The sequence below is a fragment of the Streptococcus sp. 9.1 genome (assembly GCF_016648815.1).
GTDB classification, from domain to species: Bacteria; Bacillota; Bacilli; order Lactobacillales; family Streptococcaceae; genus Streptococcus; species Streptococcus salivarius_E.
The window spans coordinates 105,099-120,375 of record NZ_JACLQS010000001.1 but is presented as its reverse complement, the minus strand read 5'-3'; the positions used below and the strand labels follow the sequence as shown (position 1 = coordinate 120,375).

The 15,277-nt window shown below is 40.7% G+C and carries 16 protein-coding genes; all 16 read left to right on the top strand.

Annotated features, from left to right (window positions below; all coding sequences use genetic code 11):
* The first annotated feature begins 98 nt into the window (after positions 1-98).
* Positions 99-968: a glucose-1-phosphate thymidylyltransferase RfbA gene (gene rfbA / locus H7T93_RS00525; RefSeq protein WP_002883992.1), complete on the top strand. Its 870-nt coding sequence runs from the start codon at positions 99-101 to the stop codon at positions 966-968.
* Positions 968-1,561 (top strand): dTDP-4-dehydrorhamnose 3,5-epimerase family protein, encoded by a 594-nt coding sequence (locus H7T93_RS00520; RefSeq protein WP_195917799.1) that lies wholly within the window; start codon positions 968-970, stop codon positions 1,559-1,561. Before rfbA ends, H7T93_RS00520 begins: the two co-directional genes overlap by 1 nt.
* Before the next feature lie 271 nt (positions 1,562-1,832).
* The gene (gene rfbB / locus H7T93_RS00515) at positions 1,833-2,879 is read left to right on the top strand and encodes a dTDP-glucose 4,6-dehydratase (RefSeq protein ID WP_070476375.1); all 1,047 of its coding nucleotides are present in this window, start codon (positions 1,833-1,835) and stop codon (positions 2,877-2,879) included.
* Positions 2,880-2,943: 64 nt separating this feature from the next.
* A complete protein-coding gene (locus tag H7T93_RS00510) occupies positions 2,944-4,032 on the top strand; it encodes a hypothetical protein (protein WP_201041569.1) in 1,089 nt (362 codons plus the stop codon).
* Positions 4,033-4,242: 210 nt separating this feature from the next.
* The gene (locus H7T93_RS00505; protein ID WP_070476371.1) at positions 4,243-4,983 is read left to right on the top strand and encodes a hypothetical protein; all 741 of its coding nucleotides are present in this window, start codon (positions 4,243-4,245) and stop codon (positions 4,981-4,983) included.
* A 95-nt stretch (positions 4,984-5,078) separates the two neighbouring features.
* Positions 5,079-6,215, top strand: a complete 1,137-nt coding sequence (gene hemW, locus H7T93_RS00500) for a radical SAM family heme chaperone HemW (protein WP_013990758.1) — start codon at positions 5,079-5,081, stop codon at positions 6,213-6,215.
* Positions 6,216-6,959: an acyl-ACP thioesterase domain-containing protein gene (locus H7T93_RS00495; RefSeq protein WP_070476369.1), complete on the top strand. Its 744-nt coding sequence runs from the start codon at positions 6,216-6,218 to the stop codon at positions 6,957-6,959.
* Position 6,960: 1 nt separating this feature from the next.
* Positions 6,961-7,734 (top strand): TIGR01457 family HAD-type hydrolase, encoded by a 774-nt coding sequence (locus H7T93_RS00490; RefSeq protein WP_021145568.1) that lies wholly within the window; start codon positions 6,961-6,963, stop codon positions 7,732-7,734.
* The gene (locus tag H7T93_RS00485; protein ID WP_070476367.1) at positions 7,724-8,368 is read left to right on the top strand and encodes a TIGR01906 family membrane protein; all 645 of its coding nucleotides are present in this window, start codon (positions 7,724-7,726) and stop codon (positions 8,366-8,368) included. Before H7T93_RS00490 ends, H7T93_RS00485 begins: the two co-directional genes overlap by 11 nt.
* A gap of 8 nt (positions 8,369-8,376) precedes the next feature.
* A complete protein-coding gene (locus H7T93_RS00480) occupies positions 8,377-9,111 on the top strand; it encodes a PHP domain-containing protein (protein ID WP_070476562.1) in 735 nt (244 codons plus the stop codon).
* A gap of 161 nt (positions 9,112-9,272) precedes the next feature.
* Entirely contained in the window at positions 9,273-10,196 is a 924-nt protein-coding gene (locus H7T93_RS00475; RefSeq protein ID WP_070476364.1) for a phosphodiester glycosidase family protein, read from the top strand.
* Complete coding sequence (locus tag H7T93_RS00470) at positions 10,177-10,566, top strand: hypothetical protein (RefSeq protein ID WP_037610984.1); 390 nt, start codon at positions 10,177-10,179, stop codon at positions 10,564-10,566. Before H7T93_RS00475 ends, H7T93_RS00470 begins: the two co-directional genes overlap by 20 nt.
* A gap of 749 nt (positions 10,567-11,315) precedes the next feature.
* The gene (hisC, locus tag H7T93_RS00465) at positions 11,316-12,368 is read left to right on the top strand and encodes a histidinol-phosphate transaminase (protein ID WP_021144335.1); all 1,053 of its coding nucleotides are present in this window, start codon (positions 11,316-11,318) and stop codon (positions 12,366-12,368) included.
* Positions 12,365-13,345 carry an ATP phosphoribosyltransferase regulatory subunit gene (locus H7T93_RS00460; protein WP_201041568.1) on the top strand — a complete coding sequence of 327 codons (981 nt, stop codon included), beginning with the start codon at positions 12,365-12,367 and terminating at the stop codon, positions 13,343-13,345. The genes hisC and H7T93_RS00460 overlap by 4 nt, the downstream gene beginning before the upstream one ends.
* Positions 13,338-13,988 (top strand): ATP phosphoribosyltransferase, encoded by a 651-nt coding sequence (gene hisG / locus H7T93_RS00455; protein WP_021144333.1) that lies wholly within the window; start codon positions 13,338-13,340, stop codon positions 13,986-13,988. The genes H7T93_RS00460 and hisG overlap by 8 nt, the downstream gene beginning before the upstream one ends.
* Positions 13,985-15,268 carry a histidinol dehydrogenase gene (hisD, locus tag H7T93_RS00450; RefSeq protein WP_021144332.1) on the top strand — a complete coding sequence of 428 codons (1,284 nt, stop codon included), beginning with the start codon at positions 13,985-13,987 and terminating at the stop codon, positions 15,266-15,268. Before hisG ends, hisD begins: the two co-directional genes overlap by 4 nt.
* Positions 15,269-15,277 lie beyond the last annotated feature (9 nt).

Here is a 15,277-nt window from a genome sequence, read left to right as displayed (position 1 = left end):
TTCTTAATGAAAGCTTAAGAACATAAGGTTTACCGTGACAAGAGGGCTGAAAAATGCTAAAATATAGGTAATATATTAGAGAAAAAAGGAGCCTTCTTATGAAAGGTATTATTCTTGCAGGCGGTTCAGGGACACGTTTGTATCCATTGACACGTGCTGCATCAAAACAACTGATGCCGATTTACGATAAACCAATGATTTACTATCCACTCTCAACGCTTATGTTGGCTGGTATTAAGGAAATCCTCATCATCTCAACGCCACAGGACCTTCCACGTTTTGAAGAGCTCCTTGGTGATGGTTCTGAGTTCGGAATTTCACTTTCTTATGCAGTACAACCAAGTCCAGATGGATTGGCTCAAGCCTTTATCATTGGTGAAGACTTCATTGGTGACGATAGTGTTGCCCTTGTCCTCGGGGACAACATTTTCCATGGCAATGGTCTTTCTGCCATGCTTCAACGTGCTGAAGCTAAGGAAAAAGGTGCCACAGTCTTTGGTTATCAAGTTAAGGACCCAGAACGTTTTGGAGTTGTTGAGTTTGACGACAATATGAATGCCATCTCAATTGAGGAAAAACCTGAGCATCCAAAATCAAACTTTGCTGTAACTGGTCTTTATTTCTATGACAATGATGTTGTGGAAATTGCCAAAAACATCAAGCCAAGCCCTCGTGGCGAACTTGAAATCACGGATGTTAACAAGGCTTACTTAGAACGTGGTGACCTTTCTGTTGAACTTATGGGACGTGGCTTTGCTTGGTTGGATACAGGCACTCACGAAAGTCTCTTGCAAGCTGCTCAGTACATTGAAACAGTTCAACGTTTGCAAAATGTTCAAGTGGCTAACCTCGAGGAAATTGCCTATCGCATGGGCTACATTACTAAAGAGCAGGTCCTCGAATTGGCACAACCACTTAAGAAGAATGAATACGGGCAATATTTGCTCCGTTTGATTGGAGAAGCATAATGACTGAACAATTTTTTGGTAAAGAATTAGCTGCACGTAAGATTGAAGCCATCCCAGGTTTACTTGAATTTGATATTCCAGTACATGGAGATAACCGTGGATGGTTCAAGGAAAACTTCCAAAAGGAAAAAATGTTGCCGCTTGGTTTTCCAGAATCATTCTTTGCAGAAGGAAAATTGCAAAACAACGTTTCTTTCTCACGTAAAAATGTTTTACGTGGTTTGCACGCTGAGCCTTGGGATAAATACATCTCAGTAGCAGGTGAAGGAAAGGTTCTTGGAACATGGGTTGACCTTCGTGAAGGCGAAACGTTTGGGAATACTTACCAAACAGTCATTGATGCCTCAAAAGGAATCTTTGTTCCTCGTGGTGTTGCCAATGGTTTCCAAGTTTTGTCTGATAAGGTCGCATACAGCTATCTTGTGAACGACTACTGGGCACTTGAGCTGAAACCTAAATACGCCTTTGTCAACTATGCTGACCCAAGCCTTGATATCAAGTGGGAAAACTTGGAAGAAGCAGAAGTCTCAGAAGCAGATAAAAATCACCCATTGCTCAAAGACGTTAAACCACTAAGAGCAGAAGATTTGTAAGAATATAGCTCTTAAAACAATTAAGAAAATCATTATATAGTTTTTAGCTTTGTTATAAACGAGCGAAGCGAGCTATATGAATAGCTTTCCGCCGTGAGAAAAGCACCTGAACCATTGTGTTTCAGGTGCTCGGAGGTTTTGAGACAATAGGCTCAAAACTTAGTCATGGAACTTCTTCGAAGTTCGCTGACGTCCGTGCTCACCTAAGGAAAGCTAAAAAAGATTGATTTAAGGAACGATTAAGAAAAAAACAATATTTTTTGGAGATAAAATGACTGAATACAAAAACATCATCGTAACTGGTGGCGCAGGTTTCATCGGTTCAAACTTCGTACACTATGTCTACAACAATCATCCAGACGTACATGTGACTGTCCTTGACAAACTCACTTACGCTGGTAACCGTGCCAACATTGAAGAAATCCTTGGTGACCGTGTTGAATTGGTTGTTGGTGATATTGCTGATGCTGAATTGGTTGATAAATTGGCTGCTAAGGCTGATGCTATCGTTCACTATGCGGCTGAAAGCCACAACGATAATTCATTGAACGACCCATCACCATTTATCCACACAAACTTCATTGGTACTTACACACTCTTGGAAGCTGCTCGTAAATACGATATTCGTTTCCACCACGTATCAACAGACGAAGTGTATGGTGACCTTCCATTGCGCGAAGATCTTCCTGGACACGGTGAAGGTCCTGGTGAAAAATTCACAGCAGAAACAAAATACAACCCATCATCACCATACTCATCAACTAAGGCTGCTTCAGACCTTATCGTTAAAGCATGGGTGCGTTCATTTGGTGTTAAGGCAACTATTTCAAACTGCTCAAACAACTATGGACCATACCAACACATCGAAAAATTCATTCCACGTCAAATCACCAACATCTTGTCAGGGATTAAACCAAAACTTTATGGTGAAGGTAAAAACGTCCGTGACTGGATTCACACTAACGACCACTCAACTGGTGTTTGGGCTATCCTTACTAAGGGCCGTATCGGTGAAACTTACTTGATTGGTGCTGATGGTGAAAAGAACAACAAGGAAGTGCTTGAGCTTATCCTTGAAAAAATGGGTCAACCCAAAGACGCTTACGACCGTGTGACAGACCGTGCTGGTCACGATTTGCGTTACGCTATTGATTCAACAAAATTGCGTGAAGAACTTGGTTGGGAACCACAATTCACAAACTTTGAAGCAGGTTTGGAAGAAACAATCAAGTGGTACACAGATCACCAAGACTGGTGGAAAGCTGAAAAAGACGCTGTCGAAGCTAACTACGCTAAGACACAAGAAGTGCTTAAATAATTGGAAAATCTATCACTTCCAAATTAGTGATAGATTTTTCTGTTAAGAACTGTTAGGAGAGATGATGAATAGAAAAGAATGGATTGAATATTTTGAAGCGATTAATAATCGTAAGCCCACTATTCAGGAGTGTCAGCAGGCCCTTCTAAATGGTGAATTTGTTATGGAAGGAAAACAAGCCACTTTTTCCAACAATGGAAAGTCTGTGACTGAAGAAGTCATGCCTTTACCAAATCAAATGACTGGTCAAATGGTCAACCCAGCTTATTCACAGCAAATGGTCTTTGTTAAGAAGAAAAAGTTTGGCAAGAAGACTTTTATTGGTCTTGGGATTGCTTTATTTCTTGTTGTAGCAACAAGTCTTGTCCTCTTTTTGTTTTCTTCTAAAGGAACAAACTTGGGTGGCTTGTGGGTAAATGGTAATAATGCTGGTTTGGTTTATGAGTTAAGTGGGAAAAAGTCAAAACTTGTTGCAGGCCATAGGGAAGAAGAAATCAAAGAAATCTCTATTGGACAGAAAGTAAGACAGAAGTTTGAAACAAGCTTAGAGGACGTCAGTGATTCAAAACTAAAAACGATTGCTGATTTTGACAAGAAATACCAATTACAGACAAAAGAGATCATCCTGGTAAAGACGAAAGTGTTTGGATACTATAATCTGATTCAGAAAGATGGGACAAACTTAGTTCTAGATTTATTCTTATCAGACCTCTACTACGGATCAAGAAGTACCAAAGATTTAAAAAAGACATGTCTTTTTCATAAGGCAGCGGTTCCAAAAGTTTTTGTTGGGCAATGGAAAAAATTTGATTCCGATGATGATTCAGAAGGAGAAGGGACTATCTCTGAAAATGGGGTTGTTACTACAGATTCTGATGGTAAAGATATCTTAATTGCTAAGCCTTTAAAAGAATATCTGGTGGATCAATCAGGCAGTGTAGATAATGATAAGGTGCAAAAAGAGTTTGCTAAAATACAGAAGTCTCTTAAGTCACATGGTTTTCAGGCTAAGAGTGTTAATGACATCTACCACGATGCGAGCAAGTCATACTATTATGTCCTTGTAGATGGTGGTAAGCGCATTATTCTCTTAGAGGATAGCTTTAACCTTCTCTCTTATAAAGGTTATCTTGAAAGAGAAGACACTCGCTAATCACAATATCTCTATCAGATAAGATAAGAAGTACTTAAATAATAGTCAAGAGTCTAACATTCCTCTAGGAGTGATGGGCTTTTTTTACTTGTAAATACGACATTAACTTATGACAGTGATACAATTAATTACATAATTGTTACAAAAATTACATAAAATACTTGAATTTTGTAACAAAATAGATATAATAGACATATAGAAAAGAGGTTTATGAAAATGAAAAGAAAAGTTATTCGTGTTTGTTCCCTTGTTTTGTTGTCTGTAGCTGTTTCTGGAGCACTTGTCGGATGTGGCTCTAAGTCAGAAAAAGACACTGCAGCATCATCTACAACGTCAACTTCTAAAGTAGCGAAGTCATCTCCTAATACAAAAACATCTGAGAAGAAGTCTGCTAAAAAGGCTAAGACAGAAGCTTCAGCTTCAAAGGATTCTCAAGGTCAAGAAGAAGCGAGTGCTCCTGAAGCTAGCTCTTCAAAAAATCAAGCCTCAGCTGGAAATGATGCTCAAGCAGGGACAAATAGTAGTGCTGCTTCTGAGTCAAACAAGTCTAGTCAAGCAACAGCTGATACCCAAAGTGATGCTCCTGTCCCAGCAGCTTTGGTAGGAACTTGGACTGGTACGAGTCCTCAAGCAACAGACATTAGTTTTACAGTTGATGCTGATGGCAACATCACTTCAAAGGCAAATTTCAATGTCGATTACGAACCCTATCGTCAAAGCTCTACAACTGCAACAGCTGTTCAAATTTCTGGTAATCTCTACGTTTGGGAGGGTGGCGATTTTTCTACCTTGCTTCCTGGGATTACAGGAATAGGGGGAGCTGGTTTCCAAGCTAAGCCTGGCTTTATTCTTGAAAATGGAACTTACACGCCAGTTCAATTTATCTCTGACTTGGGACCAACCTTTGATTATAGCAACTATAATGCTTTCCCATTCTCATTAACAAAATAAAGTATAGAAGCTATCTGAAGAGATGGCTTCTTTTTTGGCTCAAACTCTTATCATTCGAGGTCTCATTTCTGCTTAAAAAATGGTAGAATAGTTACATGCAAACAAAACCAACGTCAGCCTATGTGCACATTCCATTTTGCACACAAATTTGTTATTATTGTGACTTTTCCAAGGTCTTTATTAAAAATCAGCCCGTTGATGACTACCTACGGGCTTTGATTCGTGAGTGGGAGCTTTTAGATATCAAGGAGCTTCGCACCCTTTATATTGGTGGTGGGACACCGACAGCTATTTCTGCGGAGCAATTGGACTACCTTTTAAGCAATCTTCAGAAAAACTTGGATTTGTCTAAGTTGGAGGAGTTTACCATTGAGGCCAATCCTGGGGATTTGACGGTTGATAAGATTGAGGTGCTCAAAAAATCAGCTGTTAATCGCGTATCTTTAGGGGTTCAGACCTTTGATGACAAGCACTTGCGTCAAATTGGTCGCAGTCACAATCAGGCACAGATTTACGAAAGTATTGATAGCTTAAAGGCTGCTGGTTTTCATAATATTTCTATTGACCTCATTTATGCACTACCTGGTCAAACCATGGATCAGGTCAAGGAAAATGTGAGAAAGGCACTGGAACTGGATATTCCACACCTAAGTCTCTATAGTTTGATATTGGAACATCACACGGTCTTTATGAATAAGATGCGTCGAGGTAAGCTCAATCTCCCAACGGAGGACTTGGAAGCAGAGATGTTTGACTATATTATCCAAGAGTTGGAAAACAATGGTTTTGAGCACTACGAGATTTCAAACTTTACCAAACCTGGGATGGAGAGTCGTCACAATCTCATGTATTGGAATAATGATGAGTATTATGGTGTGGGTGCTGGAGCCTCTGGTTATGTCAATGGTGTTCGTTATCGCAATAGAGGCCCTATCCAGCATTACCTAAAGGCTATAGCTGAGGATGGCCATGCTAGACTTCACGAAGAACATCTGACTAAGGCGGAGATGATGGAAGAGGAGTTCTTCCTTGGTTTGCGTAAAAAGTCGGGTGTGTCTATTAAACGTTTTGAAGAGAAGTTTGGCTTGTCATTCGCGGATACTTATGGAGACATTGTAAAAAAACTACAGGAAGATGGGCTCTTGGTCAAGGATCCAGAGGTGGTTCGTATGACTAAACGAGGACTCTTTTTGGGTGATAGTGTCGCTGAACAATTTATCTTGGAGGATTAGATGGGATTAAAATTTAGTATTCCTTATCAAATTCCGTTTTATGAGACGGATATCACGCATCAGGTAAAATTACCGCACTTATTGGCGTTTTCATTGCAAGTATCTGGTATGCAGTCAGAGTCTCTGGGAAATACGGATAAGGAAGTTTTTGATAAGTACGGTCTGGTTTGGATTGTGACAGACTATGCGATTGAGATTGACCGTCTGCCTCGCTACAATGAAAAGGTGACGATTACAACGGAAGCTATTTCCTATAATAAGATTTTCTGTTACCGTAATTTTTACATCACAGATGAAACTGGTCAGCAAATTATGCTCTTTAAGACTACTTTTGCTCTCATGGATTATGAAACGCGTAAGGTAGCAGAAGTGCCAGATGAGGTGGTAGCACCTTATGGGGCTGATAAGACTAAAAAGTTGCTTAGAGGGCCTCGCTATAAGGCTTTGGAAAATCCAATTGAGACTTTATATCGTGTGCGTTATTTTGACCTAGACATGAATGGCCACGTTAATAATAGCAAGTACTTGGAGTGGATGTTGGATGTTTTCGATTTGGACTTTTTGACCAAGTACACACCAGCCCATATTGACCTCAAGTATGTTAAGGAAATTCATCATGGGTCAGAGATTTATTCAGGCTATGAGTTTGACCAAGAAAGTTTGAGCAGTCAACATCAGATTTGTGTTGATGGCAATATTCATGCTCAGGCCATTATCCAATGGAAAGAAATAGGAGACGAGTAAGATGACATATAAAGGTTATTTGATTGATTTAGATGGAACTATCTACAAGGGGAAGGATCGTATTCCTGAGGGAGAAGCCTTCGTTAAGGAGTTGCAGAAGCGTCAGATTCCCTATCTTTTTGTGACTAATAACAGTATGCGTACACCAGAGATGGTGCAAGAGCTTTTGCGTAATCAGTGTGAGTTGGAAACGCCCCTTGAGACCATCTATACAGCTACTTTGGCGACAGTTGACTACATGAACGATATGAATCGTGGCAAGACGGTTTATGTTATCGGTGAGACTGGGCTTAAATCTGCAATTGCGGAAGCGGGATATACGGTAGATGAGGAAAATCCTGCCTATGTTGTGGTGGGCTTGGACCGTGAAGTCACTTATGAAATGTTGGTTAAAGCAACGCTTGCCATCCACAAAGGGGCCATATTTATTGGAACTAACCCAGATTTGAATATCCCAACTGAACGTGGTCTTCTTCCAGGTGCTGGTTCCCTCTTGGCCCTTATTGAGGCGGCTACCCGTGTGAAACCAATCATTATTGGTAAGCCTAAAGCTATTATCATGAACAAGGCTCTTGAAATCCTTGGGACAGAACGTAGCCAAACTATCGTGGTTGGTGACAATTACTTGACTGATATTACAGCTGGTATTAAAAATGACTTTCCAACACTTCTTGTGACAACTGGATTTACCAAGGCGGAAGAGGTTGCGAATTTACCAGTAAAACCCGACCATGTACTTTCTAGTCTAGCGGAGTGGGATTTTGATGCGAACTAGGATTAATGCTGTTCTGACTCCGATTTGGCTCTTGGCCTTGTCTATTCTGGTGACAATTTATCTGGCATGGGGATTCTATTATTTTGATATTGACTGGATGCATCTTATGGACTATGTCATTATCGGAAAGACGGAGCTTTGGCATAATTTCAATGTCCTCATGCAGTACTTGACCTTTCCTTGGGTTGGTCATCTGACTATGGCTGATTTTCCATCGTCGGAGAGTGGGCTAAAGCATTTTCATGATGTGAAGTGGCTCTTTCATTTGGTACAGGGGCTTGTTATTCTACTGGCTTATCCAGCTGTGACCTTTCTTTGGCGAAATGTGAAGAAGGGCACCTTTGGTCTTTATCGTAGGCTTTATATGAGTTTAGCTGTTTTACCAATCCTTATTGGGGTTGTGGGAGTTTTTCTCGGATTTGATGAGTTTTTTACGCTCTTTCATGAAGCCCTCTTTCCTGGAGATAGCAGTTGGCTCTTTAATCCAATCTTGGATCCGATTATCAACGTTTTACCAGAAGAGTATTTCCTTCAATGTTTTGTGATTTTCTTTATTATTTATGAGGGGTTGGTGGTGAGTTTGACCTGGTTGGCCCATAAGCAGCTTACAATGTATTTGAAAAATAAGGAGTAGTTATGTCTATTCGTGATAACCATTTGCATACCCATCATTCCTATGATTCGGATGCGAACTTTACTGACTATTTGACACATTTTGATGGGGAGATTGTAACGACTGAGCATTATGATCTCTCTAATCCTTATACCAAACAGGACGATGTGCCCGAGTACGAGGCTTATAGTCACGAAATCGAAAGTCTTAACCTCAAGTATGGCAATCGTATTAAACGTGGCATCGAGATTGGTTATTACCAGCCTAGAGAAAGCGATATTTTAGACTTTTTGGATGGTAAGGACTATGATCTCAAACTGCTTTCTGTTCACCATAATGGGGTCAATGATTATCTTGATGATGAGGTAGCTGATATGGACAAGGCAAGCATTATTCAAGAGTATCTGGACAAGTTGGAGTACGCTATTGGTCGTGTAGACGCAGATGTTCTGGCTCACTTTGACTATGGTTTCCGCCTGTTTGAGGTGACTGTTGATGAACTAAAAGCCTATGAGGAGCAGCTTAAACGTATTTTCCAGAAAATGATGGCTAATGATTTGGCTTTTGAGCTGAATGCAAAGAGTATGTATCTCTATCATCACGAAGATCTTTATCGTTATGCCTTGGGGCTTGTTAAGGATTTGGGATGTTGCAAGTATTCTATCGGCTCTGATGGTCATAAATTAGAGCATTTCCGTCTGAACTTTGATAAGATTCAGGGGCTCTTGAGAGAATTTGATATTACTGAAGATATGATTATATAGCGAAGATGGCTTCAACTGAAGCTGTCTTTTTCTTAAGGAAAACTTAAAGAAAAGGCGTTGTTGTGGGAATTATAGAAGATTTTAAGCTTTGCTTGTTATGCTAATGTCAAGCAAAAGGAACTTATGGTTTCTATCTTATCTTTCAAAATTGGAGGTCTTCTATGAAATTTCTCAAAAGGCATGCCTATGCCTTACTCTTTACCCTTTTTCTGATGGGGGCAAATGTTTACTCTCTCTTAAAGGTCTTTGTCATTCCCTCAGCGGTCTCAACGGTTTCGGCCAATACGACTAGTTCAACCACAGCGTCGTCGACGGCATCTACTAGCACTGGTAAGGTGACTAAGACGGATACGACTTATAAAGATGACAATATGGATATCAAAATCACAACAGGTAAAACCAGTGATACCACTTACTATGTGGCAGATATCCAGCTTTCGAGTGCAGATTACCTTAAAACGGCTTTGGCACAAAATACCTATGGGACCAACATCACTGACACTACTTCAAGTATTGCCCAGCAAAACAATGCAATCTTTGCCATCAATGGTGACTATTATGGCGCTAATCAGTCGGGTTATGTGATTAAAAATGGTCAAGTCTATCGTGATACTGATCGAAACAGTGATTACGAGGACCTTGCCGTTTACTCAGATGGTAGCTTCAAGACCTTTAAGGAAAGCGATACAACGGTTCAAAAATTGGTTGATTCAGGTGTGGTGAATACCTTTGCCTTTGGTCCAACCTTGGTTGAAAATGGTAAGGTAGCTGTATCAGAAAATGAAGAGGTTGGTCAAGCCATGGCTGACAATCCACGTACAGCCATCGGAGTTATCGAAGAAAGTGACGGCAGTGTGCACTATATTGTCATTGTCTCTGATGGTCGTACCAGTGAGTCGTCAGGATTGACTCTTTATGAAATGGCAGAGTTGATGAAATCTTATGGCGTGACGACAGCCTACAACCTTGACGGTGGTGGCTCATCTACCATGTACTTCAATGGTCAGGTCATTAATAAGCCAACCACAAACGGAAACAAAATTTCAGAAAGGGCGGTGAGCGATATTGTTTACATCGGTTACTAAAAAATCAGCCAGCAAACACTTTTTCACCTACATCGGACTAACCATTTTTAGTCTAGTCTTTACCTTTGTTTATGAGCGCTTTTCTTATGGTGAATCATCCATGTTTATGCGCATGATGTTCTTTGCACCATTGGCTGGAGCATTTATTTATCTACTTACTGGACTGGGAATGTCTTGGGTGAAGAATCGTGCCTCAAAACTTCTCTTTAATTCAGCCATTGCTGTTGTCGCTAGTGCTTGTTTAGTTAAAGGTATTGTTGAAGTCTCAGGCCGTACGACTAGCGTGGATATGCCCTATTGGTATGTGGCAGCTGGACTACTTTGTTTGAGTCTCCTAACGGGATTTATCAGACCTAAAAGACTGGCTTAACAATGAGAGCTTGGAGCTGTGCTTCAGGCTTTTTGTCTTGCTTTGAAAAATTATTTAGGATAAATATACAAATTATAATATGAAGAAATGATTTCAATTTGGGAAATAGTCCAAAGAAATTGTCATAAAAAATAACTGAGCAAGATTTTTTGTGATAGGAATTTAGATAGAACGAGATCTTCTGTAGTGATGAAAGTACTTGAAAAAATAGTGGTTTCCAGTTAAGCTATCACAGTCAGAAGTCTCTTTAGGGATCCACTTGGTTTGTAAAAAGATACCGCATCAACTTTTTATTTATTTGAACTCAATTTCACAGCAGTTTGTTTTGGCTATTAAATATACAAGGAATTCAAGTTTTTATAAAAATATACAAAAAAGACTTGCTTTGTTCTGAATTTTTAGGTAAAATGAACTAAAATCTAAATCGTTGATAGAAAAAGTCAGATCGTTTCACAGAGAATGCGGGAAGCTGAGAACGCATGAGATCAAAGACGACACATTCTTGAGAGCGTATGCGAACTCTGGATGACAGTAGTGTACGACGGGTGGTTCCGTTAGAGACTAGGAGTTACAAGAGAGATTTTGTGACTTCATGAGGAAGAGGGGGCGACCCCTGTTCGAATTAAGGTGGAACCACGTGCCAACGTCCTTGCAAAAGTTGTTTTTGTGAGGGCGTTTTTTGTTACCCTTGCTTTTAGCATTTGTAGCTAGTAGTACAATTGGTCGGAGTTGAACAGAAAGGATAAACTATGGAAATCAAAGGATTACGAAAGATTGAACCCTATGTAGCGGGTAGTCAGCCTGCTGAGAAAAATATCATTAAGTTGAATACTAATGAAAATGCCTATGGACCAAGTCCAGCAGTCCATCAAGCTTTAGCATCCTTTGATGTCTATCAGTTACGCAAGTATTCGACTTTGGATCAAGCAGCTTTACGTCAGGCTTTGTCTGAACAGTTGGGTGTGCCTGCCGATAAAGTGATTATCGGAAATGGCTCAGACGATATCCTGTCAATGGCTTTCCTAGCTTTCTTTAATAGCGAGGAAGAAGTTTTGTTTCCAGATTTGACCTATGGTTTCTACAAGGTTTGGGCAGATTTGTACCACATCCCTTTTAGAGAAGTGCCCTTGAGTTCTTCATTTGACGTTGATACTCAAGATTATCTGGTTGAAAATGGTGGGATTGTTATTACCAATCCTAATGCGCCAACAGGTATTTATAAACCGCTCGATCAAATTGAGGAGATTGTAAAGGCTAACCAGTCGGTTGTTGTGATTATTGACGAAGCCTATATTAACTTTGGTGGGGAGACGGCCTTACCACTCCTAGAAAAGTATGACAATGTGTTTATCACTAGGACCTTTTCTAAGGATGCCTCCCTTGCTGGTCTGCGTGTCGGCTATGGCATCGGAAGTCCTAAACTAATGGCTGTAATCAATGCCGTCAAAAATTCAGTCAATCCCTATAATGTGGATAGCATCGCAGAAGTTTTGGCGACTGCAGCCGTTAAGTCTTGGGATTATTATGAGGATACCTGCGCTAAGATTATGGCTACACGCGACTGGTTTAGTCAAGAATTGAAGGCTATTGGCTTTGATGTTCTTCCTTCGAAAACCAATTTTGTTTTGGTTAAACCACACGGAGTGACTGCAGGTCAATTGTTTGACTACCTTCAAAGTAAGAAAATCTATGTCCGTTATTTTCCAAAAGTGGAGCGTATTTCAGACAGACTACGCATCTCTATTGGAACTCAGGATGAGATGGAGCGCGTACTAATGACAATACAGGAGTTACAAGCATGAAAAAAACGGCATTAGCCTTAGGAATGCACGATAAACTTTTCAAACGTGCCCGTACCATGTATCGGATTGAACACCGTATCTGTGACTTGTTGATGACAAAGGGCTTTCTTCGGATTGAGACACCAACCTTAGAGCATTTCGAAGTCTTTAGTGATCTTGTGGACAATGGAAACTATAATTTCTTTGACAAAAATGGAGAGCTTGTTAGTTTACGTCCTGATATTACCAGCCAAATTGGGCGTGTGATTGCTTCGACTCAAGTTCATACTCCGATTAAATTTTCTTACTCTGGAAAAGTCTTTAACTACAATGAGGAGATGCGTGGCTTGTCCAATGAGCATACGCAGGCTGGTGTGGAAATCATTGGTTTTCCAGTTCATCAGGCATTGGAAGAAGCAATAGCTTCTGCTAAAGAGGCTCTAGATGCTGCAGGGGTCAAAAATTTCAAGTTTGAATTTTCACATGCCCGCCTCCTACAACTCATTTTTGAAGAATTAAACCTTCCAGCTGTAAAAGAAGCAGAGTTGGCGGCCTATATCCGTGATAAATCGATTACCGGTCTTAAGGAGTTCACCAAAGAAAATCCAAGTCAATATGACAAGGTCTTGGAGCAGTTACCCTTCTTGTTTGGTGAGACAAATGCTGTCCTGACCAAGGCTAGACAGTTAACAGACAGTGAAGCCTTTTTGACGGCCTTGGATAGTTTGGAAGTTTTAACTAATCGTTTATCAGATAGTCTCCCAGAGACGACGCTTGATTTGGCTCAATTGCCAGCAGTGCCTTACTACACGGGCATGATGTTTAAGGTCTTCGGTGACAAGGTACCAGATGCCTTTGTATCAGGTGGCCGTTACGATAAACTATTTGAACGCTTTGGAGCTACCGAGTTAACAGCGGTTGGCTGGGCCATTGATATCGACTCAGTTTATCAAGCAGTACATGACGATGTGGAATTTGGAGGTGACTTGGATGACTAGCAATCAAATCACAATTGCCTTGACCAAGGGACGTATTGAGAAAGATACGGTTAAATTACTGGAAAAAGCTGGCTTTGATATGTCTTTCATGGCCGATAAGGGACGTAATTTGATTTTCGAGAGTCCTGACAACCGCTTCCGTTTTCTCTTGGTCAAAGCTCCAGACGTGACTACCTATGTTAGACACGGTGTCGCAGATATTGGGATTGTCGGTAAGGATGTTTTGGTCGAACATCCGACAGGCTATTTAGAGATGTTAGACCTTAATTTTGGTCTTTGTAAATTCTCCGTAGCATCAACAGAAGACTATAATCCTGATGACCATAAGCGTAAACGTATTGCGACCAAGTATCCAACCATTGCGACGGATTATTTTAATCAAAAGGGTGAGGATGTCGAGATCATTTCGATTCAAGGGAGCGTTGAGATTGCCCCCGTCATTGGTCTAGCAGATGCCATTGTCGATATTGTGGAAACGGGGAATACCCTTGTTGCAAATGGCCTAAAAGTTTATGAAGATATTTGCCGTATTTCAGCACGAATGATTGTGAATAAGGCTTCTTTGAAAAATAACAAGGAAGTCCTGCCATTCATTCGTAAGATTGAATCACTTGTAGGGAACGAGGAGGTACCGTTCGAATGAAACGATTAACTGGAACAAATAAAGAAATTGCTGAGCTTCTTTATCAGGAGCAATTGGAACTTTCAAAAGAAAATAGAGACGTTGAAAGCACGGTTCAAGCCATTATTGAGGATGTCAAAAAACGAGGAGACGAGGCCCTTCGTGACTATTCAGCTAAATTTGATAAGGTTGACTTGACTGATTTTGAGGTTGGACAGGATTTGATTGATCAAGCCTTTAAAGAGATTGATCCAGAGGTTTACCAAGCCCTAGTTAATGCCAAAGAAAACATTGAATCTTACCACAAGCATCAGTTGGAGGCTGGTTTTGAGGATCAACCAAGTGAGGGTGTTATTCGTGGTCAATTGATTCGTCCCATCAATCGTGTAGGTGTTTATGTGCCTGGAGGAACTGCGGCTTATCCATCATCAGTTCTTATGAATGTCATCCCTGCTAAAATTGCTGGGGTTAAAGAGATTATTATGATTACGCCGCCACAAGAACACTTTGTTCCTGCTATCCTGGTAGCTGCAAAATTGGCTGGTGTGGATAGCATTTATCAAGTTGGTGGGGCTCAAGGGGTTGCGGCCTTGGCTTTTGGTACAGAAACGATTCCAAAGGTTGACAAGATTACAGGTCCCGGAAATATTTTCGTGGCGACTGCTAAGAAGCAAGTTTACGGTATTGTCGGTATTGATATGATTGCAGGACCATCAGAAATCGGTGTTATTGCTGATAGTAGCGCTAATCCAACCTATGTGGCAGCCGATCTCTTGTCTCAAGCAGAGCACGATACACGTGCACGCGCCATTTTGGTAACAGATTCTCAAGCCTTGGCTGATGCAGTTGAAAGTGAGATTGAACGTCAACTCAAGCTTTTGCCACGTGAGGCGATTGCTCGTCCATCTATCGAAAATAACGGTCGAATTATTATTGCCAATGATACAGATGCTATGTTTGAACTCATGAACTTGGTTGCGCCAGAACATTTGGAAATTGCTATGAACAAGGCCTATGATTATCTAGAAAAAGTGGAGAATGCTGGTTCCGTCTTTCTTGGTCACTTTACCAGTGAACCAATTGGTGACTACTATGCTGGTGCTAATCACGTTCTTCCAACGACAGCAACCAGCCGATTTTCATCAGCTTTAGGTGTGCATGATTTTGTCAAACGTATCCAATATACGCAGTATGACAAAGCATCAGTCAATAAGGCTCAACACGATATCACAACCTTGGCTTACGCGGAAGGTTTGCAGGCCCACGCTAAGGCTATTGAAGTCAGAAACGACAATAATTGAGAGAGTAGA